Below are 21338 nucleotides of genomic sequence, written 5' to 3' on the forward strand. Positions count from 1 at the left end.
GAAGATCGTGAGTGTTGCGCGAGCACAAAAATGGCCACACTTAGGGTGTGCGCCGGCCGGCCCACAATGACGACGAGACCGAGGAGATGACGCGATGACGCCCGACGAACTGGCCCTGAGCCTGGACCTTCCCAAACGCGCCGTGGCGCTGGTACTGGCCGGGGGGCGCGGGAGCCGGCTGAAAAGCCTGACCGATCGCCGCGCGAAGCCCGCGGTCTACTTCGGCGGCAAGTTCCGCATCGTCGATTTCGCGCTGTCGAACTGCCTGAATTCCGGCATCCGCCGCATCGGCGTCATCACCCAGTACAAGAGCCACAGCCTGCTGCGCCACGTGCAGCGCGGCTGGGGGTTCCTGAAGAGCGAGATGAACGAGTTCGTCGACCTGCTGCCGGCGCAGCAGCGCACCGACGACGAGAGCTGGTACCGCGGCACCGCCGACGCCGTCTACCAGAACCAGGACATCCTCGCGAGCTACGGTGCCGACTACATCGTCGTGCTGGCCGGCGACCACATCTACAAGATGAACTACGCCTTGATGCTGGCCGACCACGTGGCCAAGGGGCGCGATTGCACCGTCGGCTGCATCGCGGTGCCGCGGGCCGAGGCGACCGCGTTCGGCGTGATGGCGATCGACGAGCACTACAAGATCACCGACTTCGTCGAGAAGCCGCCCGAGCCGCCGACCCTGCCCGGCGACGACACCCGTTCGCTCGCGAGCATGGGCATCTACATCTTCAACGCGCGCTTCCTCTACAAGGAGCTGGAGCGCGACATCAACGACCCGGAGTCCAGCCACGACTTCGGCAAGGACATCATCCCGCGCGCGGTGCGCAACGGCAACGCGTCCGCACACCCGTTCTCGCTCAGCGCGGTCGGCACGCGCGTCAACGAAGAGCCGTACTGGCGCGACGTGGGCACGATCGACGCGTACTGGGACGCCAACATCGACCTGACCGCGACCGACCCGCTGCTGAACCTGTACGACACCCGCTGGCCGGTCTGGACGTACCAGGCGCAGCTCCCTCCGGCCAAGTTCGTGCACAACCAGGACGACCGCCGCGGCATGGCGATCGAATCGGTCGTCTCGGGCGGCTGCATCGTCTCCGGCAACGTGCACCGCTCGGTGCTGTTCTCGAGCGTGCGCGTGCATTCGCATTCGGTCGTCAGCTGGTCGGTGCTGCTGCCGGGCGTGCAGGTCGGGCGCCATGCACGGCTGACGCGCACCGTGATCGATCGCGGCTGCACCATCCCCGACGGCATGGTGATCGGCGAGGACCCGGTGCGCGACAACGAACGCTTCTACCGTTCGGAGAACGGCATCACGCTGGTCACCCGCGAGATGCTCGACAAGCTCACGCTCGCATGAGGGTCCTGCATGTCGCGGCCGAGGTGTTCCCTCTCGTCAAGACCGGTGGCCTGGCCGATGTGCTGGGGGCGCTGCCGCAGGCGCTAATCGGGCAGGGCGCGGATGTCCGGCTCGTGCTGCCGGGCCTGCCCGCGATCGCCGACGCGGTGCGCGATCAGCGACCGGTCGGCGAGATCGGCCCCTGCTTCGGTGCGGCCCGCGTCGGCCTGCGGCTCGGCCGGATGCCGGACAGCGGCGTGCCCGTCTACGTCATCGATGCGCCGCTGCTGTATCGCCGCGCCGGCGGGCCGTATCAGGGCCCCGACGGCGACGAGTGGGCCGACAACGCCGAGCGGTTCGCGCTGCTGGGCTGGGTCGGCGCGCACCTGGCATCGGGCGAGCTCGACCCGGCCTGGCGGCCGGACGTGCTGCATGCGCACGACTGGCATGCCGCGATGGCCTGCGCGTACCTCGAGGCCCACCCGCCCGCCAGCGCTGCCTCGGTGTTCACGGTCCACAACCTGGCGTACCAGGGGCTGTTCCCGCAAGGCGATTTCGCGCTGCTCGGGCTGGGTTCGCGATTCATGGCGTCGACCGGTCTCGAGTACCACCAGCAGGTGTCTTTCATGAAGGCCGGCCTGAAGTTCGCCGACCGGGTGACCACCGTGAGCCCGACCTATGCCCGCGAGATCGGCACGGCCGAGTTCGGCTTCGGCCTCGACGGCGTGATCCGCGGCCGCGGCGCCGACGTGAGCGGCGTGCTGAACGGTGTCGACGGCGCGGTCTGGAATCCGGCCACCGACACCGCGATCGCGGCGCGCTATGCGCCGGGCAAGCTCGCCGGCAAGTCACGTTGCAAGTTCGCGCTGCAGACGGAACTCAACCTGGCGCCGCGCGCCGATGCGCCGCTGTTCGGCGTCGTCAGCCGGCTCACGTCGCAGAAGGGCCTCGACCTCGTGCTCGGCGCGTTGCCCGGGCTGCTCGAGCGGGGCGGCCAACTCGCGCTGCAGGGTGCCGGTGACCCCGCGCTCGAAGCCGCGTTCGTCGCCGCCGCCCGGGCCAACCCGGGCGCGGTCTCGGTGCGCATCGGCTACGACGAGGCCTTCGCCCACCGGTTGGTCGCCGGGGCCGACGCGATCCTGGTGCCCTCGCGCTTCGAGCCCTGCGGGCTGACGCAGCTCTACGGGCTGCGCTACGGCACGCTGCCGGTCGTGCGGCGCGTCGGCGGCCTGATCGACACCGTGGTCGACGCCACCGACGAAGCCGTGCAGGCCGATCGTGCCACCGGATTCAGCTTCGATGCGGCGACCCCGGCAGCGCTCGATGGCGCACTGCAGCGCGCCATCGCCACCTACGCCCAGCCGGCGCGCTGGAAGCAGTTGATGGCACGCGCGATGGCACAGGACTTCTCCTGGGAAGGCGCCGCACAGAAATACATGGCGCTCTACCGCGACCTGGTCTCGCTCCGCAACAGGGCAGATTGACCGCGTAGGACGATTTCACCCCCGAAATTGCGGTGGCGCCCCACACGGCGCGCGCGGCCATTCGCCAAGAATGACGAATGGTTACGAAACGCACACGCTCGAACTCCGTCATCCTGTTTGTCGGCGGGGTGTTGTGCTCGTCCGGCAGCGCCTTCGCACAGGCCGCCCCGACGCTCCGCGATCCCGTTCCCCCGGCCGGTGCCGCGTCGGCTGCGGCCGCCGCAGAGGGCGCGGCTCCCGCAGCGGCGAAGAGCTACGCGATCCCGGCCGCCGAGATCATCGGCTTCGACTTCCTGCTCAACCGCTACAACCGTCGCTTCAGCGGTTCGACCGACTACGACGTCAGCGGCGCCTCGATCCGGCGCAACCTGCGCGGCCCCTGGGTGGTCGACAACGACCCGTTCTCGATCAACCAGTTCGCCCATCCCTACCAGGGCTCGATCTACCACACGGCCGCCCGGTCGGCAGGCCTGGGCTACTGGGAATCGTCGGGCTATGCGTTCCTCGGCAGCGTCTGGTGGGAGATCACCGGCGAGCAGACGCCACCGTCGCGCAACGACCAGATCGCCAGCGGCATCGCCGGCAGCTTTCTCGGCGAACCGCTGTACCGAATGGCGCGGCTGATGCTGAACCGGCGCAGCGAAGTGCCGTACGCATGGCGCGCCTGGGGCGCGGCGGCCGTGTCGCCGTCCTACGGATTCAACCGCCTGGTGTTCGGCGACCGCTTCGAGAGCAGCTTCGACGACCACGACCCGATCTACTACGCCCGGCTGCGCATCGGTGCGAACCGCGGCGTGCGCGGAACCGAGGCGGCCGACAACGTCGAGCGCAACACCGGCGAGATCGATTTCGCGATGGACTACGGCTTGCCCGGTTCGCCCGGCTACACCTACACCCGGCCATTCGACTATTTCAACTTCCGCGCCGCCGCGACGAGTGCGAACGGCATCGAGATCGTCAGCAGCCGCGGCCTGCTGGTCGGCACCGACTACGCGGTCGGCGCCAACTACCGCGGCATCTGGGGGCTGTACGCCAACTACGACTACCTGGCGCCGCAGCTCTTCCATTTGTCGACCACGGCGGTCTCGATCGGCACCACCGGCCAGTGGTGGGCCCGCGAATCGCTGGCGTTGCAGGGCACGCTGATGGCGGGCCTGGGCTACTCCGCCGCGAGCGCCTGGAGGCCGACCGCCGACGACCGCGATTACCACTACGGCGTCGCGCCGCGCATCGGCGTGTCGATGCGGGCGATCGCCGGCTCGACGGTGTCGTTCGATCTGGATGCGCAGAAGTACTTCATGGGTCGAATCGCCAACCGCGGCGCGGGTGCGGACGACGTGTCGCGCGTCGACGCGGCGCTGACCTGGCGCGTGCACGGCCGTCATGCCATCGGCGTCAAGTACGCGTGGTCGCACCGGCACGCCAACTTCCCGGTGGCGCCGGACCGGGTGCAGACCGTCGCGACGGTGGGCGTGTACTACACGCTGCTGGGGCTGGACACCTTCGGAACGGTCGACTGGCGGGCGCCCAAGTAAGCCCCGCGGGGCCGCCCCCGAGACTCAGGGCGCGGCGCGCCGATCGAAGATGCCCGGCGAGGTGTCGCCGTCCCAGGATCCGTGCGCGTCGGAACGCCGGATCAGGTTGGAGTTCAGCGCCATGCGGACCGCCTCGTGCGGGTCGAAGTTCAGCGAACTGTCGTAGAACCGCCGGGCGATCGGCTGCGCTTCGCGCGTCGACATCGAGGGCCGCAACGCCAGCAAGTAGCGCGCGAAATCGTCGCACCAACTTTGTTGGAAGTCATGGGATCGCCACATCGTCACCTCGCCGAATGACCGGCATTCTAGGAATGGCGCGCAGTTCTGTGGTGTAGGACGTGATGCCGGTCACGAAGGGCGCGCGCGCTCAAGCCCTGGCGCGGCGTGCCGATAAGCAGTGATCACCGGGACACTGCCATGACCGTCACCTCCTTCCGCCGCGCCATGCTGGTCGTCGCGCTGCTCCTCGTCGCCCGGGCCGGCAGCGCCGCCGAACTGCCCCTGTATTCGAGCCGCGCGCTGGTTGTCGACGAGGCGACGGGCCAGGTGCTGGTCGAGAAGAACTCGCAGGACATCGCGCCGATGGCCTCGCTGACGAAGTTGCTGACCGCGATGGTCGTGCTCGACGCGCAGCAGGACCCGGACGAGTTGCTGACGATCGGCACCGACGACCTCGACACCCTGAAGCACACCCGCCGCGGCGTGCCCGTCGGTCACCGCTACACCCGCCGTTCGCTGCTGGAGCGCGCGCTGCTCGCGTCCGACAACCACGCCGCCTCGAGCCTGGCGCGTCACTTCCCCGGCGGCATGCCGGCATTCCTCGACGCGGCCCGTCAGAAGATCGCTGCGCTCGGCCTCGTTCGCACGACGCTGGCCGAGCCGACCGGCCTGTCGCCGGAGAACCGATCGACCGCCGCCGACCTGGTCGCCGTGGTGTCGGCCGCGTCCGCCTATCCCGACATCGCGCGCATCACCAGCCAGGCACAGCGCACCGAGCAGCCCCACGGCGAGGCCGATCTGGTCCGCAACACCAACCACCTGGTCGGGCGAAAGGGCTGGGACATCCTGTTGTCCAAGACCGGCTTCACCAACGAAGCCGGCCGTTGCCTGGTGATGCGCCTGCGCTCCGCCGGCCGCACTGTGCTCGTCGTGCTGATGGACGCCGCCGCCGGCACCGGGCGCACGCTCGACGCGCTCAACGTGAATCGCCTGGTCGCCGGTGCGGAGCCGGTGCAGACGTTGACGCCGGAGTTCGGCAGCAGCGGGCCGGTCAAGCGGGTGTCCAAGGCGGGCGGGCGGTCGAAGAAGAAGATGCAGACGGCCTGAGCGTCACCGCATGCAAAACGGGCCCGTGGTGGGCCCGTGTCTTCTGGCAATCTGGCCTGAGCGGGTGATGAGCGTGCGTTGGCCCCGCTCAGAACTCAACGCTCGACCTTGATCGAGGGCGGGCAGGTCGCTTCCTTGGCCAGGGACTTCTTGACCTCATGGTCGCCGCGGACATCGCTGTACCGATATGTACATGTCGTGTTCGTCACGCCGGTCATCGACGATCCGGGCCGAGAATCCACCAACTTGGCCATGACGGGCTCCCTTGATCCGCATGCGGCCAGTGCCAGAACCGCCGCTATCGCGAGCGCAGACTTCATCGACGGATTCCTTAGACCTGGACCGACAAAAAACGGGCCGCGAAGGCCCGTTTTCCCTGGCGATCTGGCGGAGAGGGCGGGATTCGAACCCGCGGAGGGTTTTACCCCTCACACGCTTTCCAGGCGTGCGACTTAAACCGCTCATCCACCTCTCCGGAGGCCGCGAGTTTAGCCTACCGGATGAAGCGCATGCGCGCGCAGCCACGCGATCGGGACGAAGTCGAGCGCGCGCTCGTGGGTGGATTCGAGGATGACCGCGGGGGCGGCGCCGGCGTCGAAGGCTTCGCGCCAGCGCAGCGCGCACAGGCACCAGCGGTCGCCGGCGTGCAGCCCGCGGAAGCGGTACTCCGGGCGGGGCGTGGACAGGTCGTTGCCGCGCCGCGCGGAGAACTCGAGGAACTCCTCGGTCACCTTGACGCAGATCACATGGCTGCCGGTGTCGTCTTCGGCCGTGTTGCAACAGCCGTCGCGGTAGAAGCCGGTCAGCGGGTCGTAGGAGCAGGGCACCAGCGCGGTGCCGAGGACATTGAAAGCCATCGTCGTTCTTCCTTGGCGGCTCAGGCGCCGCCGGGCGCCTTGCCCTTCATCAGGGCCATCGCGGTGCCGATCAGCGCCGAGACCTCGCTCATGTTGCCGGGCACGATCATCGTGTTGTTCTTCTGCGCGAGCTGCGCGTAGGCCTCGACCGCCTTCTCGGCGACCTTGAGCTGAACCGCCTGCTCGCCGCCGGGCGAGCGGATCGCCTCGGCGACCTTGCGGATCGCTTCGGCGGTCGCGTCCGCCACCGCGACGATCGCCGCGGCCTCGCCCTGCGCCTTGTTGATCTCGGCCTGACGCTGCCCCTCGGAGCGCGCGATGAAGGCTTCGCGCTCGCCGGTGGCGATGTTGATCTGCTCCTGCTTGCGGCCCTCGGAGGCGGCGATCAGCGCGCGCTTCTCGCGCTCGGCGGTGATCTGCGCCTGCATCGAGTGCAGGATCGCGGCCGGCGGCGTCAGGTCCTTGATCTCGTAGCGCAGCACCTTGACGCCCCAGTTGGTCGCCGCCTCGTCGAGCGCCGCGACCACGGACATGTTGATGTGGTCGCGCTCCTCGAAGGTCTTGTCCAGCTCCATCTTGCCGATCACCGAGCGCAGCAGTGTCTGCGCCAGCTGCGTGATCGCGGAGATGTAGTTGGACGAGCCGTAGCTCGCCCGCATCGGGTCGGTGACCTGGAAGTAGATGATCCCGTCGACCTGCAGCTGGGTGTTGTCCTTGGTGATGCACACCTGGCTCGGCACGTCGAGCGGCACTTCCTTCAGCGAGTGCTTGTAGGCCACTCGTTCGATGAAGGGCACGACGAACTTGAGGCCGGGCGTCAGGGTGCGGTCGTACTTGCCGAGCCGCTCGACGACCCAGGCGTTCTGCTGCGGCACGATCTTGATCGTGCGGATGACGAAGAGGGCGGCGATGACCGCGAGGATGAGCGCGACTTCCATGGGGACTTTCGAAGCGGAGTGATGTCAGAGCGGTGAGAGGACGAGCCAGTTGCCTTCGACGGCGCTGACGAGGTGCACACCGGGCGCGGCCGGTGCGCCGGGCGCGAGCCGTGCCGTCCAGCCCGAGCCACGATACTGGACCCGGGTGGTGCCGTCGGCGGCCCAGGCGGTGACGGTGACGCGCTCGCCGATGTCGAGGTTGACGTCGCGGTTCTCGCGCGCGGGCGCCGATTGCGGCTGGTTGTAGCGGCGCCAGTGCCACAGCGCGGTGGCGCCGCCGCCGAGCAAGGCCGCGACGAGCACCTGGGTCGTCAGCCCGAAACCCAGCTGCGCGGCGACGGCGCCGGCGGCCAGACCGAGACCGATCATCAGCAGGTAGAACGTGCCGGTCGCGAGCTCGGCCGCCACCGCGATGCCGGCCGCAACCCACCACAGCGTGGCGATCGAAAAATTCATGGTGTTGTCCTTCGGGCGGGGCCCGGCTGCAGTGTAGGCCGGCGCGTCATCTGCTGGCCCTACACTTCGCGCTTCGCGCTTTTTCCACGCCCCCGCACTCGAGGCCCGCCCATGCTGCGTTTCAACTTCCCGATCGTCATCATCGACGAGGACTTCCGCTCCGAGAACACCTCGGGCCTGGGCATTCGCGCGCTCGCCTCCGCGATCGAGAAAGAGGGCTTCGAGGTGCTGGGCGCGACCAGCTACGGCGACCTGTCGCAGTTCGCGCAGCAGCAGAGCCGCGCGAGCGCGTTCATCCTCTCGATCGACGACGAAGAGTTCACCGCCGGCCCCGAGCTCGATCCGGCGGTGCTGAACCTGCGCAAGTTCATCGAGGAAGTGCGCTTCAAGAACGCCGAGGTGCCGATCTACCTCTACGGCGAGACGCGCACCTCGCAGCACCTGCCGAACGACATCCTGCGCGAGCTGCACGGCTTCATCCACATGTTCGAGGACACGCCGGAGTTCGTCGCGCGCCACATCATCCGCGAGGCCAAGAGCTACATGGACGGTCTGGCGCCGCCGTTTTTCAAGGCGCTGGTCGACTACGCGCAGGACGGCTCGTACTCGTGGCACTGCCCGGGGCACTCGGGCGGCGTGGCGTTCCTGAAGAGCCCGGTCGGGCGCATGTTCCACCAGTTCTTCGGCGAGAACATGCTGCGCGCCGACGTCTGCAACTCGGTCGACGAGCTCGGCCAGCTGCTCGACCACACCGGCCCGATCGCGCAGAGCGAGCGCAACGCCGCGCGCATCTTCAACGCCGACCACTGCTTCTTCGTCACCAACGGCACCAGCACCTCGAACAAGATGGTCTGGCACCACGTGGTCGCGCCGGGCGACGTGGTCGTGGTCGACCGCAACTGCCACAAGTCGATCCTGCACGCGATCATCATGACCGGCGCGGTGCCGGTGTTCCTGCGGCCCACGCGCAACCATTACGGGATCATCGGCCCGATCCCCGAGAGCGAGTTCTCGCCGGCCGCGATCAAGAAGAAGATCGCCGCCAACCCGCTGCTCAAGGGCACCGACGTCAAGGGCGTGAAGCCGCGCATCCTGACGCTGACGCAAAGCACCTACGACGGCGTGCTCTACAACACCGAGACGATCAAGCACTCGCTCGACGGCTACATCGACACGCTGCACTTCGACGAGGCCTGGCTGCCGCACGCCGCGTTCCACACCTTCTACGGCACCTTCCACGCGATGGGCCGCAAGCGCGCGCGCCCGAAGAACCAGCTCGTGTTCGCCACGCAATCGACCCACAAGCTGCTCGCCGGCATCAGCCAGGCCTCGCAGGTGCTGGTTCAGGACTCGACCGAGCGCCAGCTCGACCGCAGCCTGTTCAACGAGGCCTACCTGATGCACAGCTCCACGAGCCCGCAGTACGCGATCATCGCCAGCTGCGACGTGGCCGCCGCGATGATGGAAGCGCCGGGCGGCCCGGCGCTGGTGGAGGAGAGCATCGCCGAATCGATGGACTTCCGCCGCGCGATGCGCAAGGTCGAGGCCGACTACGGCAAGAAGGACTGGTGGTTCAAGGTCTGGGGCCCGGACAGGATCGCCAAGGAAGGCATCGGCAAGAGCGAGGACTGGATCCTGAAGGCCGGCGCCAAGTGGCACGGCTTCGGCGACCTGGCCGAGGGCTTCAACCTGCTCGACCCGATCAAGTGCACGATCATCACGCCCGGGCTGGACATGTCCGGCAAGTTCGCCGATACCGGCATCCCGGCCGCGATCGTCACCAAGTTCCTGGCCGAGCACGGCGTGATCGTCGAGAAGACGGGCCTCTACTCGTTCTTCATCATGTTCACGATCGGCATCACGAAGGGCCGCTGGAACACGTTGCTGACCGCGCTGCAGCAGTTCAAGGACGACTACGACCGCAACCAGCCGCTGTGGCGCATCCTGCCGGAGTTCTGCGCCGCGCACCCGCGCTACGAGCGCGTCGGCCTCAAGGACCTGTCGCAGGCGATCCACAAGATGTATGCCAAGGGCGACATCGCGCGGCTCACCACCGAGATGTACCTGTCCGACCTGCAGCCGGCGATGAAGCCGACCGACGCGTTCGCCTACATCGCGCACCGCAAGACCGAGCGCGTGCCGATCGACGAACTCGAAGGCCGCATCACGACCTCGCTGCTGACGCCGTACCCCCCGGGCATCCCGCTGCTGATCCCGGGCGAGCGCTTCAACAAGAAGATCGTCGACTACCTGAAATTCACGCGCGAGTTCAACGCCGCGTTCCCGGGCTTCGACACCGATGTGCACGGCCTGGTCGAGTCCGGCGACGACACCGGCAATCACCTCTACTTCGTCGACTGCGTCGCCGCGGACGGCGCTGCCTGATGCGGCCTGACTAGAGCGCCCGCGCTGCCCCGAGCAGCGCGGGCGATACCTCGGCGTGGATCACGTAGACGGGGATCGACGCGAGGTAGCCGCGGAAGCGCCCCTTGTCCTCGAAGCACGCGCGAAAGCGCGAGCGCGCGAACGCATCACCCAGCCGCGGCACGATGCCGCCGCCGATGTAGACGCCGCCGCGGGCCCCCAACGTGAGCGCGAGGTTGCCGGCCACGTTGCCGAGGAAGGCGCAGAACAGGTCGAGCACCTCGACGCAGCGCGCATCGCTGCCCGCCAGCCCGAGCCGGCTGATTTCGGCGGCGGTCGGCGGCGTGGCATCGTCGGCGCCGTCCAGGGTGCAGAGCGCCGCATGCAGGGCCTCGAGCCCCTGCCCCGACACCGCACGCTCGGCCGACGCGTGCCCGAAGCGCTTGCGCAGCACGCCCAACACTGCGGCCTCGCGGTCGTTCGTCGCCGCCAGCGTCACGTGACCCCCTTCGCCTTGCAGCGCGACCCAGCGGCCGGCCTCGCTGCCCGGCACCAGGCCGGACACGCCCAGCCCGGTCCCCGGACCGACCAGCGCGATCGGCCCGCCATCCACGGCCGCGGCGCCGCCGAGCTGCCGCAGGTCGCCCGGCGCCAGATCCGGGATCGCCAGCGCCAGCGCCGTGAAGTCGTTGATCACCACCAGCCGCTCGAAGCCCAGTTCGCGACGGACCCCCTCGATCGAGAACGACCAGTGGCTGTTCGTCATCTGGACATGATCCCCGGTGATCGGGTTGGCGATGCCGATCGCGCACCAGGGCGGCGCGGCGCGCTCCAGGCCGTGCAGGTAGTGGGCGAGGGCGGCCGCAATCGAGGGGTGGTCGGCGGTCGGGATGGTCGCGATGTCGCGCAGCGGCGCGCCGTCGCCGTCCTGCCAGGCAAAGCGGGCGTTGGTGCCGCCGACGTCGCCGAGGACTCGGGCCAGTCCGGTCATGTCGGGACTCGTCAGGCGTCCGCCAGGCCGCCCAGCGTCGCCTGGCTGAACCCGCCGTCGACGTAGGTGATTTCCGAGGTGATGCCGGCCGCCAGGTCGGACAACAGGAACGCCGCCGCATTGCCGACGTCGTCGATCGTCACGTTGCGCCCGAGCGGCGAATGCGCCGAGGCCTCGAGCATCTTGCCGAAGCCCTTGATGCCCGCAGCGGCCAGCGTCTTGATCGGCCCGGCGGAGATGCCGTTGACGCGCACGCCCTTCGGCCCGAGCGAGGCCGCCAAGTAGCGCACGCTCGCCTCGAGCGAGGCCTTGGCCAGGCCCATCGTGTTGTAGTTCGGCATGCTGCGCAGCGCGCCGAGGTAGGTGAGCGTCAGCAGCGCGGCGCCGGGGCGCAGGTGCGGCGCGGCCACCTTGGCCATCGCCGGGAAGCTGTAGGCCGAGATGTCGTGCGCGATGCGGAACGATTCGCGCGACAGGCCGTCGAGGAAGTCGCCGGCGATCGCCTCCTTGGGCGCGAAGCCGATCGAGTGGACGAAGCCGTCGAACTGCGGCCAGGTCCGGGCCAGGTTGGCGAACATCGCGTCGATCTGTTCGTCGCTGGCGACATCGCAGTCGTAAACCAGGCTCGAATCGAACTCGGCCGCGAATTCCGTGACGCGGTCCTTGAAGCGCTCGCCGACGTAGCTGAACGCCAGTTCGGCGCCCTCGCGGCGACAGGCCCGCGCGATGCCGTAGGCGATGGAGCGGTTGGAGAGCACGCCCGTGATCAGAAAGCGCTTGCCGGCCAGAAATCCCATGTGGTCACCCCAGTGTCGTGTGGCGGCGGATTTTGGCATGGCCCCGGACGCGACTTATGCGTCTTGACAGCGCCGACGCTTGCCTGTACCCGCACCCCGGAGTACAATCCTCGTTTTGCTAGATAGCTAGAACTGGTCTTGTTACTGGTTAGATACTAGAGCGATCTTGGGCGGATTCATCCAGCCCTTTTTTTTTGGGCTTTCCTGATTGGGACGTGCTTTTGACGAATTGGCAAAGTGCCGTTGAGCGCACTGTGACGGGCTTGGGTTACGACCTGGTCGACGCTGAAAAGAGCGCCGGCGGCTTGCTGCGTGTCTACATCGACAATTTGCCCCCGTCGGAGGCGTTCATCACGGTCGACGACTGCGAGAAGGTCACGCGCCAGCTGCAGCACGTGCTCGAGGTCGAAGGCTGTGCCTACGAGCGCCTCGAAGTCTCGTCGCCGGGTCTGGACCGGCCGCTGAAGAAGGCCGCCGACTACGCGCGGTTTGCCGGCCAGCAGGTCGAGATCACGCTGAAGCTGCCGTTCAAGGGCCGCAAGAAGTTCAGCGGCGAGCTGCAGGCGCTGGGCGAAGGCTGGCGGCTCGTGCTCGACGCGCCCAAGCCCACGCGCGGCGTGAAGCGCGCAGCGGCCGCGGCGAACGCGCCCGAGACGGATCAAGCCCTGGATTTTTCACTGGACGAAGTACGGGAGGCACACCTGGTGCCGGTGGTCGATTTCAAGGGCCGGCGTTTCGCCGCCCCCGAAGTCGCGGCCGGTGCAGGGCTCCCCGACGATGAAGTTGACGGAGGTCGTATTCAATGAACCGCGAATTGTTGATGCTGGTGGACGCCATCTCGCGCGAAAAGAGCGTGGATCTGGAAGTCGTGTTTGCGGCGGTCGAAGCGGCGCTTGCGTCAGCCTCGAAGAAGCTGCACGGCGGTGAGGTCGACATGCGCGTGTCGGTCGACCGCGAGAGCGGCGAATACGAGACCTTCCGCCGCTGGCACGTGGTGCCGAACGAAGCCGGCCTGCAGCTGCCCGACTCGGAGATCCTGCTGTTCGAAGCACAGGAGCAGATCCCCGACATCGAGGTCGACGACTACATCGAGGAGTCGGTCGAGTCCGTCTCGATCGGCCGCATCGGCGCGCAGGCCGCGAAGCAGGTGATCCTGCAGAAGATCCGCGACGCCGAGCGCGAGCAGCTGCTGACCGACTTCCTCTCGCGCGGCGAGAAGATCTTCGTCGGCACCGTCAAGCGTCTGGACAAGGGCGACATCATCGTCGAGCAGGGTCGCATCGAAGGGCGCCTGCGCCGCAGCGAGATGATCCCGAAGGAGAACCTGCGCTCCGGCGACCGCGTTCGCGCGTTCATCGCCGAGGTCGACCCGACCCTGCGCGGCCCGCAGATCCTGCTCAGCCGCAGCGCGCCGGGCTTCATGATCGAACTGTTCGCGCAGGAAGTGCCGGAGATCGAACAGGGCCTGCTGGAGATCAAGAGCTGCGCTCGTGATCCGGGCTCGCGCGCCAAGATCGCCGTGGTCTCGCACGACAAGCGGGTCGATCCGATCGGCACCTGCGTGGGCGTGCGTGGTTCGCGCGTCAACGCGGTGACCAACGAGCTTGCCGGCGAGCGCGTCGACATCGTCTTGTGGTCGGAAGATCCGGCCCAATTTGTGATCGGTGCCCTCGCGCCGGCGAACGTGCAGTCGATCGTCGTCGACGAGGAGCGCCACGCGATGGACGTCGTCGTCGACGAGGAAAACCTCGCGATCGCGATCGGCCGCGGCGGCCAGAACGTGCGCCTGGCCTCCGAGATGACCGGCTGGCGCATCAACATCATGACGGCGGAAGAGTCGGCCACCAAGCAGGCCTCCGAGTCCGACCACGTGCGCAAGCTGTTCGTCGAGAAGCTGGACGTCGATGCGGAAGTCGCCGACATCCTGATCAACGAGGGCTTTGCCAGCCTCGAGGAAGTCGCCTACGTCCCGATGCAGGAGATGCTCGAGATCGAGAGCTTCGACGAGGACACCGTCAACGAGCTGCGCACCCGTGCCAAGGATGCGCTGCTGACGATGGAGCTGGCCAGGGAAGAGGGCGTCGACGATGTCTCGCAGGACCTGCGCGACCTCGAAGGCCTGACGCCGGAACTGATCGGCAAGCTGGCCGTGGGCGGCGTGCACAAGCGCGACGACCTGGCCGACCTGGCGGTCGACGAGCTGGTCGAGATGACCGAGGTCGACGAGGCGCAGGCCAAGGCGTTGATCATGAAGGCGCGTGAACACTGGTTCACCACCTGAACCAGCCGCACGCCTGACACGCCGGCCCGCTAGAACGACAGACTGCAGACGCAACACCAAGGAACGCAATACATGGCTTCGACCACCGTCGCCCAACTCGCCGCCGAGCTCAATCGCTCCGCCGCGGCGCTGCTCGAGCAGCTGCAGTCGGCTGGCGTCACGAAGGCGTCGACGGACGACTCGCTGACCGAGTCGGACAAGGAACGCCTGCTCGACCACCTGCGCGCGACCCACGGCACCGCCGCCGGCGCCGAGCGCAAGAAGATCACGCTGACCCGCAAATCGACCAGCGAGATCAAGCAGGCCGACTCCTCCGGCAAGGCCCGCACGATCCAGGTGGAAGTTCGCAAGAAGCGCACCTTCATCAAGCGCGACGATGCGGCACCCGCCGTCGAGGAACCGGCCGAGCCGGTGATCAGCGACGCCGAACTCGCCCGCCGCGAGGAAGAGGCCCAGGCCCAGGCGCAATTGCTGCGCCAGCAGGAGGCCGACCTGGCCGAGAAGCGCCGCGTGCGCGAGGAGCAGGAGGCCCGCGAACGCGAAGCTGCCGCTGCCGCCGCCCGTGAAGCCGCCGCCAAGCTCGCCGCCGAGCAGGCCGCCGCTGCGCTGGCCGCCGCCGTCGCACCGCCGCCCAAACCCAAGACGGTCGAGGAAGCCAAGGCGGATGCCGCCAAGGCCGCCGAAGCGCCCGCACCGGCGCCGGTCGAGGCGCCGAAGCCCGCGCTGCGCGTGATCAAGGCCGCCGACGTCGTCGACGAGGAGAAGCAGCGCGCCGCCGACCTGGCCAAGCGCCGCAAGGCCGCCGAGGACGAGGCGTCCGCCATCCGCGCGATGATGAATGCGCCGAAGAAGGTGCTGGTCGCGAAGAAGCCGGAAGAGGTCAAGCCGGCCGCGACCGAGATCAAGGGCACGATCCACAAGAAGGTCGGCGCGCCCGGCGCCGCCACGACCACCGCGGTCGCGAAGCCGGGCGACAAGAAGGCCGTCAAGTCCGAGAAGCTTTCGTCGAGCTGGGCCGACGACGCCAAGAAGCGCACGGCGCTGAAGCCGGGCCAGCGCGCACCGGCCGGTGGCAACCGCCCGGGCTGGCGCGCACCGCGCGTCGGCCGCCGCGGCGAGCGCAGCGACGGTTCGCAATCGACCTTCGTCGCCCCGCAGGAAGCCCAGGTGCAGGAAGTGCACGTGCCGGAGACGATCAGCGTGGCCGACCTGGCGCACAAGATGTCGGTCAAGGCGTCCGAGGTCATCAAGCAGCTGATGAAGCTGGGCCAGATGGTCACGATCAACCAGCAGCTGGACCAGGAAACCGCGATGATCGTGGTCGAGGAAATGGGCCACACCGCGCTCGCGGCCAAGCTCGACGACCCCGACGCGTTCCTCGAGGAGGAAGTGACCGACGCCGCGCACGAAAGCCTCCCGCGCGCCCCGGTCGTGACCGTGATGGGCCACGTCGACCACGGCAAGACCTCGCTGCTCGACTACATCCGCACCTCGCGGGTGGCGGCGGGCGAGGCCGGCGGCATTACCCAGCACATCGGCGCGTACCACGTCGATACGCCGGGCGGGATGATCACCTTCCTCGACACGCCGGGTCACGCGGCCTTCACGGCGATGCGCGCGCGCGGCGCCAAGGCGACCGACATCGTGATCCTGGTGGTCGCGGCGGACGACGGCGTGATGCCGCAGACCAAGGAAGCGATCCACCACGCGAAGGCGGCCGGCGTGCCGATCGTCGTCGCGATGAACAAGATCGACAAGCCCGACGCGAACATCGAGCGCCTGAAGTCCGAGCTGGTGGCCGAGCAGGTCGTGCCGGAGGACTTCGGTGGCGATTCGCCGTTCGTGCCGGTCTCGGCGCGCACCGGCCAGGGCATCGACAAGCTGCTCGAGCAGGTGCTGCTGCAGGCCGAAGTGCTGGAGTTGAAGGCCGCGAAGGACTCGATGGCCAAGGGCATCGTGATCGAAGCGCAGCTCGACAAGGGCCGCGGCCCGGTCGCGACCGTTCTGGTGCAAAGCGGCACGCTCAAGCGTGGCGATGTGGTGCTGGCCGGCTCGAGCTTCGGCCGCGTTCGCGCCATGCTGGACGAGAACGGCAAGCCGATCACCGAGGCCGGCCCGTCGATCCCGGTCGAGATCCAGGGCCTGACCGAAGTGCCGCAGGCCGGCGACGAGTTCATGGTGCTGGGCGACGAGCGCCGTGCGCGCGAGATCGCGACCTTCCGCCAGGGCAAGTACCGCGACGTGAAGCTGGCCAAGCGCCAGGCCGCGAACCTCGAGAACATGATGGAGCAGATGGGCCAGGGCGCGACCCAGACCCTGCCGCTGATCATCAAGGCCGACGTTCAAGGCTCGCAGGAAGCGCTGGCGCAATCGCTGCTCAAGCTCAGCACGGCCGAGGTCAAGGTGCAGATCGTGCACGCCGCGGTCGGTGGCATCAGCGAGTCGGACGTCAACCTGGCGATCGCCTCGAAGGCCGTCATCATCGGCTTCAACACGCGCGCCGATGCCGGCTCGCGCAAGCTGGCCGAGAACAACGGTGTCGACATCCGCTACTACAACATCATCTACGACGCGGTCGACGAGGTGAAGGCGGCGATGACCGGCATGCTGGCTCCCGAGCAGCGCGAAGAGGTCATCGGCACGGCCGAGATCCGCACGGTGTTCGTGGCGTCCAAGATCGGTACGGTCGCGGGCTCGATGGTCACGGCGGGCCTGGTCCGTCGCGGCGCGCGGTTCCGCCTGCTGCGCGAAAACGTCGTCGTCTACACCGGCGAGGTCGAATCGGTGCGCCGCCTGAAGGACGACGTGCGCGAGGTGGCGTCGGGCTTCGAGTGCGGTATCAAGCTCAAGAACTACAACGACATCAAGGAAGGCGACCAGCTCGAATTCTTCGAGGTCAAGGAAGTGGCCCGAACGCTGTAAGGCGGTTTTGGTCTCGTCCCGAACCCCGCCCTCCACAAGACGGCGGGGTTTGTGTTTGAAGGCACCCATCCATGCGACATAAACGCTCCATCCCCAACCGCGGTTTCCGCGTGGCCGACCAGATCCAGCGCGATGTGGCCGAGCTGATCCGCGATCTGAAGGATCCGCGGATCGGCATGGTCACGGTCAACGCGGTCGAGGTCACGCCCGACTATGCCCACGCGACGATCCTGTTCTCGCTGCTCATCGGCGACCCGGTCGAGTGCGAGGCCGGCCTGAACGAGGCCGCCGGCTTCATCCGCAACGGCCTGTTCAAGCGCCTGCAGATCCACACCGTGCCGACGCTGCACTTCAAGTTCGACCGCACCACCGAGCGCGCGCTGGAGCTGAGCGAGCTGATCGCCAAGGCCAACTCGACGCGGGCCAAGGACGACTGAACCGATGCAGCCGCAACGCATCCGCATTCCCCGGCGCGCCGTGCATGGCGTGCTGCTGCTCGACAAGCCGCTCGGCCTGTCGAGCAACGATGCGTTGCAGAAAGCCAAGCGCCTGTACCGCGCCGAGAAGGCCGGCCATACCGGCACGCTCGATCCGCTCGCGACGGGGCTGCTGCCGTTGTGCTTCGGCGCGGCGACCAAGTTTTCCCAGATCAGCCTCGACGCCGACAAGCGCTACCTCGCGACGTTGAAGCTCGGCATCACGACGACCACGGCCGATGCCGAGGGCGACGTGATCGAGACGCGCGAGGTGAACGTCTCCCGCGCGCGGCTGCAGGCCGCGTGCGAGCGCTTCACCGGGCCGATCCAGCAGGTGCCGCCGATGCATTCCGCGCTGAAGCGCGACGGCAAGGCGCTTTACGAATACGCGCGCGCCGGCATCGAGATCGAACGCGAAGCGCGCGCGGTGACGATTCACGCGATCGACATCGTCGGTGGCGGGAATGACACCTGGACGCTCGACGTGCGCTGCTCGAAAGGCACCTACATCCGCACGCTCGCCGAAGACATCGGCGCGGCGCTTGGCTGCGGCGCGCACCTGAGCGCCTTGCGCCGCACCGGCAGCGGCGCGTTGTCGCTGGCCGGCGCGCTGACACTGGAGCAGCTCGAAGCGATGTCCGAAAGCGAACGCGCCGCCGCGCTGATGGACGCAGACGCGCTGCTGGCCGACTGGCCGGTCGTGCGCCTCGACACCGAAGACGCCGGCCGCTTCCTGACCGGCCTGCGCCGCCGCACCGCGTTGCCCGACGCCGCCCACGTTCGCGTCTACGGCCCGGAGCCGAAGGCCTTCCTCGGCGGCGCGCACATCAGTGCCGGTGAACTGATTTCGACCAGGCTGCTCAGCCCCGTGGAGGTGCAAGGCCTTCTCGCGTCCCCAGAATTGAATCCAAGAGAAGTGAAAGCTGCCACACCATGACCCGCCAGATCCGCAACATCGCCATCATCGCCCACGTCGACCACGGCAAGACCACGCTGGTCGACCAGCTGCTGCGCCAGAGCGGCACCTTCCGTGAGAACGAAAAGGTCGCCGAACGCGTGATGGACAACAACGACCTCGAGAAGGAGCGTGGCATCACGATCCTGTCGAAGAACTGCGCAGTCGAGTGGAAGGGCACGCACGTCAACATCGTCGACACCCCGGGCCACGCCGACTTCGGCGGCGAAGTGGAGCGCGTGCTGTCGATGGTCGACTCGGTGCTGCTGCTGGTCGACGCCGTCGAAGGCCCGATGCCGCAGACCCGTTTCGTCACCAAGAAGGCGCTCGCGCTCGGCCTGAAGCCGATCGTCGTCGTCAACAAGGTCGACCGCCCCGGCGCACGCGCGGACTACGTGATCAATGCGACCTTCGAGCTGTTCGACAAGCTCGGCGCGACCGAAGAGCAGCTCGACTTCCCCGTTGTCTTCGCTTCGGGCCTGAACGGCTGGGCGACGATGACGCAGGGCGAAGTGGGCACCACGCTGGCGCCGCTGTTCGACACCATCCTGAGCCACGTGCCCGCGCACGGCGGCGAAGCCGACGCGCCGCTGCAGCTGCAGATCTGCTCGCTCGATTACTCCACCTACGTCGGTCGCATCGGCATCGGTCGCATCAACCAGGGCACGCTCAAGCCGATGCAGAACGTCGCCGTCTTCAGCGGCCCGGACAGCACGCCGTTCAACGCCCGCGTCAACCAGGTGCTGAAGTTCGAGGGCCTGGAGCGCCAGCAGGCGACCGAGGCCGGCCCCGGCGACATCGTGCTGATCAACGGCATCGAGAACATCGGCATCGGCGTCACGCTGACCGACATCGAGAACCCGGTGCCGCTGCCGATGCTCAACGTCGACGAGCCGACGCTGACGATGAACTTCTGCGTCAACAACTCGCCGCTGGCGGGCCGTGAAGGCAAGTTCGTCACCAGCCGCCAGCTGTGGGATCGCCTGCAGCGCGAGCTGCAAAGCAACGTCGCGCTGCGCGTGCGCGAGACCGACGAGGACGGCATCTTCGAGGTGATGGGCCGCGGCGAACTGCACCTGACCATCCTGCTGGAGACGATGCGCCGCGAGGGCTACGAACTCGCGGTCTCGAAGCCGCGCGTCGTGTTCCGCCAGGAGGGCGAGGAGCGCCTCGAGCCGATCGAGGCCGTGACCGCCGACGTCGAGGACCAGCACCAGGGCGCCGTGATGCAGGCGCTGGGCGAGCGCAAGGGCGAGCTCACGAACATGGAGCCGGACGGCATGGGCCGCGTGCGCCTGGACTACAAGATCCCGGCGCGTGGCCTGATCGGCTTCCAGAACGAGTTCCTGAACCTGACGCGCGGGACCGGCCTGATCAGCAACATCTTCGACAGCTACGAGCCCTACAAGGGCGAGATCGAGGGCCGCAAGAACGGCGTTCTGATCAGCCAGGACGACGGCGAAGCGGTGACGTATTCGCTCGGCAAGCTCGACGACCGCGGCCGCATGTTCGTCAAGGCGGGCGACCCGTTGTACGAAGGCATGATCATCGGCATCCACTCGCGCGACAACGACCTCGTGGTCAACGCGGTGCGCGGCAAGCAGCTGACGAACTTCCGCGTCTCGGGCAAGGAGGACGCGATCAAGATCACGCCGCCGATCATCCTGACGCTCGAGTACGCGGTCGAGTTCATCGCCGACGACGAGCTGGTCGAGATCACGCCGAAATCGATCCGCATCCGCAAGCGCCACCTGAAGGAACACGACCGCAAGAAGGCCTCGCGCGTCGGCGCGTGAACTGACATCGCGTTCTGAAAGCGGCCCTTCGGGGCCGTTTTGCATGCCTTAGTGGAATGCGAGAAGTGCGAAAGGATCGTTTGCGAAGGGGCTCGCGTGGCACGACCATGCAACCATGCATTCCCCGCCCGCATCCATTCCGGTCACGATCGCGCTCAGCGACGGACGCGAAGTCGCACTCTCGCCGATCCACCCCGGCGACGCGACCGATGAACGCCTGTTCGTCAACGCCCTGTCGCAAGTCTCGCGCTACCGCCGCTTCCACTTCGGGCTGCGCGAGCTCTCGCCGGAGCAGTCGCGCGCGATGGCGGACGTGGACCAGCATCACCACGTCGCGTTCGTCGCGCGGCCTGTCGGCGGCTCGGCGATCGTCGCCGACGCCCGTTATGTGATGCGGGCCGACAGCGCCGACGCCGAGTTCGCGATCGCGATCGCCGATGCCTGGCAGGGCGCCGGCCTGGGCCGCGAACTGCTCACGCGCCTGGCCGTGCAAGCGCGCCGGCACGGCGTGCGGCGCCTCTTCGGCGACGTGCTCTGGGGCAACAACGCGATGATCCTGCTCGCGCGCCACCTCGGCGCGACGCTTCGGCGAATCCCCGGTGACGCGACCGTGGTGCGGGTCGAGTTCGACCTGGCCGCCACCAGCAAGGACGCACGCGTTGCGCTATCCTCCGCTTCCGCATTGAATTCCTGAACGATCGTTCTTGAATTCAACGTGACCGAACCCATCTCGCCACCATGCGTCCCTCCCGCACCTTCGACAAGCTGATTGCCACGATTCGGACCCGCCGAAGTGCGGGGAGCTTGCGCTCGCC

19 protein-coding genes and 1 tRNA gene are annotated in these 21338 nt (G+C 67.9%); 12 read left to right on the plus strand and 8 right to left on the minus strand.

Going from position 1 to position 21338, the window contains the following annotated elements:
• The first annotated feature begins 94 nt into the window (after positions 1-94).
• From glgC to ACWH49_RS22555, 3 genes are all read left to right on the plus strand, one after another.
• Complete coding sequence (gene glgC, locus ACWH49_RS22545) at positions 95-1366, plus strand: glucose-1-phosphate adenylyltransferase (protein WP_448173481.1); 1272 nt, start codon at positions 95-97, stop codon at positions 1364-1366.
• On the plus strand, positions 1363-2829 hold the full coding sequence (gene glgA / locus ACWH49_RS22550) for a glycogen synthase GlgA (RefSeq protein ID WP_448173482.1): 1467 nt from the start codon (positions 1363-1365) through the stop codon (positions 2827-2829). Before glgC ends, glgA begins: the two co-directional genes overlap by 4 nt.
• Before the next feature lie 77 nt (positions 2830-2906).
• Complete coding sequence (locus ACWH49_RS22555; protein WP_448173483.1) at positions 2907-4364, plus strand: DUF3943 domain-containing protein; 1458 nt, start codon at positions 2907-2909, stop codon at positions 4362-4364.
• 24 nt (positions 4365-4388) lie between these two features.
• Here ACWH49_RS22555 and ACWH49_RS22560 read toward each other — a convergent pair whose 3' ends face one another.
• Positions 4389-4649: a hypothetical protein gene (locus ACWH49_RS22560; RefSeq protein ID WP_162247136.1), complete on the minus strand. Its 261-nt coding sequence runs from the start codon at positions 4647-4649 to the stop codon at positions 4389-4391.
• 132 nt (positions 4650-4781) lie between these two features.
• Between ACWH49_RS22560 and ACWH49_RS22565 the strand changes: the two genes are divergently transcribed.
• Positions 4782-5690, plus strand: a complete 909-nt coding sequence (locus tag ACWH49_RS22565) for a serine hydrolase (protein WP_448173484.1) — start codon at positions 4782-4784, stop codon at positions 5688-5690.
• 95 nt (positions 5691-5785) lie between these two features.
• Here the strand turns inward: ACWH49_RS22565 and ACWH49_RS22570 are convergent, their stop codons facing one another.
• From ACWH49_RS22570 to ACWH49_RS22590, 5 genes are all read right to left on the minus strand, one after another.
• Positions 5786-5944, minus strand: a complete 159-nt coding sequence (locus tag ACWH49_RS22570; RefSeq protein WP_448173485.1) for a hypothetical protein — start codon at positions 5942-5944, stop codon at positions 5786-5788.
• A 131-nt stretch (positions 5945-6075) separates the two neighbouring features.
• Positions 6076-6165: transfer RNA gene (locus ACWH49_RS22575), tRNA-Ser, on the minus strand.
• 13 nt (positions 6166-6178) lie between these two features.
• Positions 6179-6547 carry a DUF2237 family protein gene (locus tag ACWH49_RS22580; protein ID WP_056469364.1) on the minus strand — a complete coding sequence of 123 codons (369 nt, stop codon included), beginning with the start codon at positions 6545-6547 and terminating at the stop codon, positions 6179-6181.
• Between the two features lie 20 nt (positions 6548-6567).
• Positions 6568-7485 carry an SPFH domain-containing protein gene (locus tag ACWH49_RS22585; protein ID WP_056469366.1) on the minus strand — a complete coding sequence of 306 codons (918 nt, stop codon included), beginning with the start codon at positions 7483-7485 and terminating at the stop codon, positions 6568-6570.
• A gap of 24 nt (positions 7486-7509) precedes the next feature.
• Positions 7510-7941: an NfeD family protein gene (locus tag ACWH49_RS22590; RefSeq protein WP_448173486.1), complete on the minus strand. Its 432-nt coding sequence runs from the start codon at positions 7939-7941 to the stop codon at positions 7510-7512.
• A gap of 111 nt (positions 7942-8052) precedes the next feature.
• Between ACWH49_RS22590 and ACWH49_RS22595 the strand changes: the two genes are divergently transcribed.
• Positions 8053-10326: an Orn/Lys/Arg family decarboxylase gene (locus ACWH49_RS22595; protein WP_448173487.1), complete on the plus strand. Its 2274-nt coding sequence runs from the start codon at positions 8053-8055 to the stop codon at positions 10324-10326.
• 10 nt (positions 10327-10336) lie between these two features.
• Here the strand turns inward: ACWH49_RS22595 and ACWH49_RS22600 are convergent, their stop codons facing one another.
• The gene (locus ACWH49_RS22600) at positions 10337-11296 is read right to left on the minus strand and encodes a glucokinase (RefSeq protein WP_448173488.1); all 960 of its coding nucleotides are present in this window, start codon (positions 11294-11296) and stop codon (positions 10337-10339) included.
• An 11-nt stretch (positions 11297-11307) separates the two neighbouring features.
• Positions 11308-12093 carry an enoyl-ACP reductase FabI gene (gene fabI / locus ACWH49_RS22605; RefSeq protein ID WP_448173489.1) on the minus strand — a complete coding sequence of 262 codons (786 nt, stop codon included), beginning with the start codon at positions 12091-12093 and terminating at the stop codon, positions 11308-11310.
• Between the two features lie 215 nt (positions 12094-12308).
• Here fabI and rimP point away from each other — a divergent pair, with 215 nt between their 5' ends.
• From rimP to ACWH49_RS22640, 7 genes are all read left to right on the plus strand, one after another.
• On the plus strand, positions 12309-12899 hold the full coding sequence (rimP, locus tag ACWH49_RS22610; RefSeq protein ID WP_235580503.1) for a ribosome maturation factor RimP: 591 nt from the start codon (positions 12309-12311) through the stop codon (positions 12897-12899).
• A complete protein-coding gene (nusA, locus tag ACWH49_RS22615) occupies positions 12896-14374 on the plus strand; it encodes a transcription termination factor NusA (RefSeq protein WP_448173490.1) in 1479 nt (492 codons plus the stop codon). Before rimP ends, nusA begins: the two co-directional genes overlap by 4 nt.
• A gap of 72 nt (positions 14375-14446) precedes the next feature.
• Positions 14447-17296: a translation initiation factor IF-2 gene (gene infB / locus ACWH49_RS22620; protein WP_448173491.1), complete on the plus strand. Its 2850-nt coding sequence runs from the start codon at positions 14447-14449 to the stop codon at positions 17294-17296.
• Between the two features lie 71 nt (positions 17297-17367).
• The gene (rbfA, locus tag ACWH49_RS22625) at positions 17368-17733 is read left to right on the plus strand and encodes a 30S ribosome-binding factor RbfA (RefSeq protein ID WP_448173492.1); all 366 of its coding nucleotides are present in this window, start codon (positions 17368-17370) and stop codon (positions 17731-17733) included.
• Between the two features lie 4 nt (positions 17734-17737).
• The gene (truB, locus tag ACWH49_RS22630; protein WP_448173493.1) at positions 17738-18709 is read left to right on the plus strand and encodes a tRNA pseudouridine(55) synthase TruB; all 972 of its coding nucleotides are present in this window, start codon (positions 17738-17740) and stop codon (positions 18707-18709) included.
• A complete protein-coding gene (gene typA, locus ACWH49_RS22635; protein WP_056469392.1) occupies positions 18706-20523 on the plus strand; it encodes a translational GTPase TypA in 1818 nt (605 codons plus the stop codon). The genes truB and typA overlap by 4 nt, the downstream gene beginning before the upstream one ends.
• A 115-nt stretch (positions 20524-20638) precedes the next feature.
• Positions 20639-21217 carry an N-acetyltransferase family protein gene (locus ACWH49_RS22640; protein ID WP_448173494.1) on the plus strand — a complete coding sequence of 193 codons (579 nt, stop codon included), beginning with the start codon at positions 20639-20641 and terminating at the stop codon, positions 21215-21217.
• The last annotated feature ends 121 nt before the right edge of the window (positions 21218-21338 follow it).

This window comes from Rhizobacter fulvus, from assembly GCF_964020785.1.

Excerpts from the sequence above, each read along its gene's own strand:
- typA (WP_056469392.1), top strand. The coding sequence starts at position 18,706 with ATGACCCGCCAGATCCGCAACATCGCCATCATCGCCCACGTCGACCAC.
- ACWH49_RS22570 (WP_448173485.1), bottom strand. The coding sequence starts at position 5,944 with ATGGCCAAGTTGGTGGATTCTCGGCCCGGATCGTCGATGACCGGCGTG.
- glgA (WP_448173482.1), top strand. The coding sequence starts at position 1,363 with ATGAGGGTCCTGCATGTCGCGGCCGAGGTGTTCCCTCTCGTCAAGACC.
- truB (WP_448173493.1), top strand. The coding sequence starts at position 17,738 with ATGCAGCCGCAACGCATCCGCATTCCCCGGCGCGCCGTGCATGGCGTG.
- ACWH49_RS22585 (WP_056469366.1), bottom strand. The coding sequence starts at position 7,485 with ATGGAAGTCGCGCTCATCCTCGCGGTCATCGCCGCCCTCTTCGTCATC.
- ACWH49_RS22580 (WP_056469364.1), bottom strand. The coding sequence starts at position 6,547 with ATGGCTTTCAATGTCCTCGGCACCGCGCTGGTGCCCTGCTCCTACGAC.
- ACWH49_RS22600 (WP_448173488.1), bottom strand. The coding sequence starts at position 11,296 with ATGACCGGACTGGCCCGAGTCCTCGGCGACGTCGGCGGCACCAACGCC.
- fabI (WP_448173489.1), bottom strand. The coding sequence starts at position 12,093 with ATGGGATTTCTGGCCGGCAAGCGCTTTCTGATCACGGGCGTGCTCTCC.
- ACWH49_RS22640 (WP_448173494.1), top strand. The coding sequence starts at position 20,639 with ATGCATTCCCCGCCCGCATCCATTCCGGTCACGATCGCGCTCAGCGAC.
- glgC (WP_448173481.1), top strand. The coding sequence starts at position 95 with ATGACGCCCGACGAACTGGCCCTGAGCCTGGACCTTCCCAAACGCGCC.
- ACWH49_RS22555 (WP_448173483.1), top strand. The coding sequence starts at position 2,907 with ATGGTTACGAAACGCACACGCTCGAACTCCGTCATCCTGTTTGTCGGC.
- ACWH49_RS22565 (WP_448173484.1), top strand. The coding sequence starts at position 4,782 with ATGACCGTCACCTCCTTCCGCCGCGCCATGCTGGTCGTCGCGCTGCTC.
- ACWH49_RS22590 (WP_448173486.1), bottom strand. The coding sequence starts at position 7,941 with ATGAATTTTTCGATCGCCACGCTGTGGTGGGTTGCGGCCGGCATCGCG.
- nusA (WP_448173490.1), top strand. The coding sequence starts at position 12,896 with ATGAACCGCGAATTGTTGATGCTGGTGGACGCCATCTCGCGCGAAAAG.
- rbfA (WP_448173492.1), top strand. The coding sequence starts at position 17,368 with ATGCGACATAAACGCTCCATCCCCAACCGCGGTTTCCGCGTGGCCGAC.
- ACWH49_RS22595 (WP_448173487.1), top strand. The coding sequence starts at position 8,053 with ATGCTGCGTTTCAACTTCCCGATCGTCATCATCGACGAGGACTTCCGC.
- infB (WP_448173491.1), top strand. The coding sequence starts at position 14,447 with ATGGCTTCGACCACCGTCGCCCAACTCGCCGCCGAGCTCAATCGCTCC.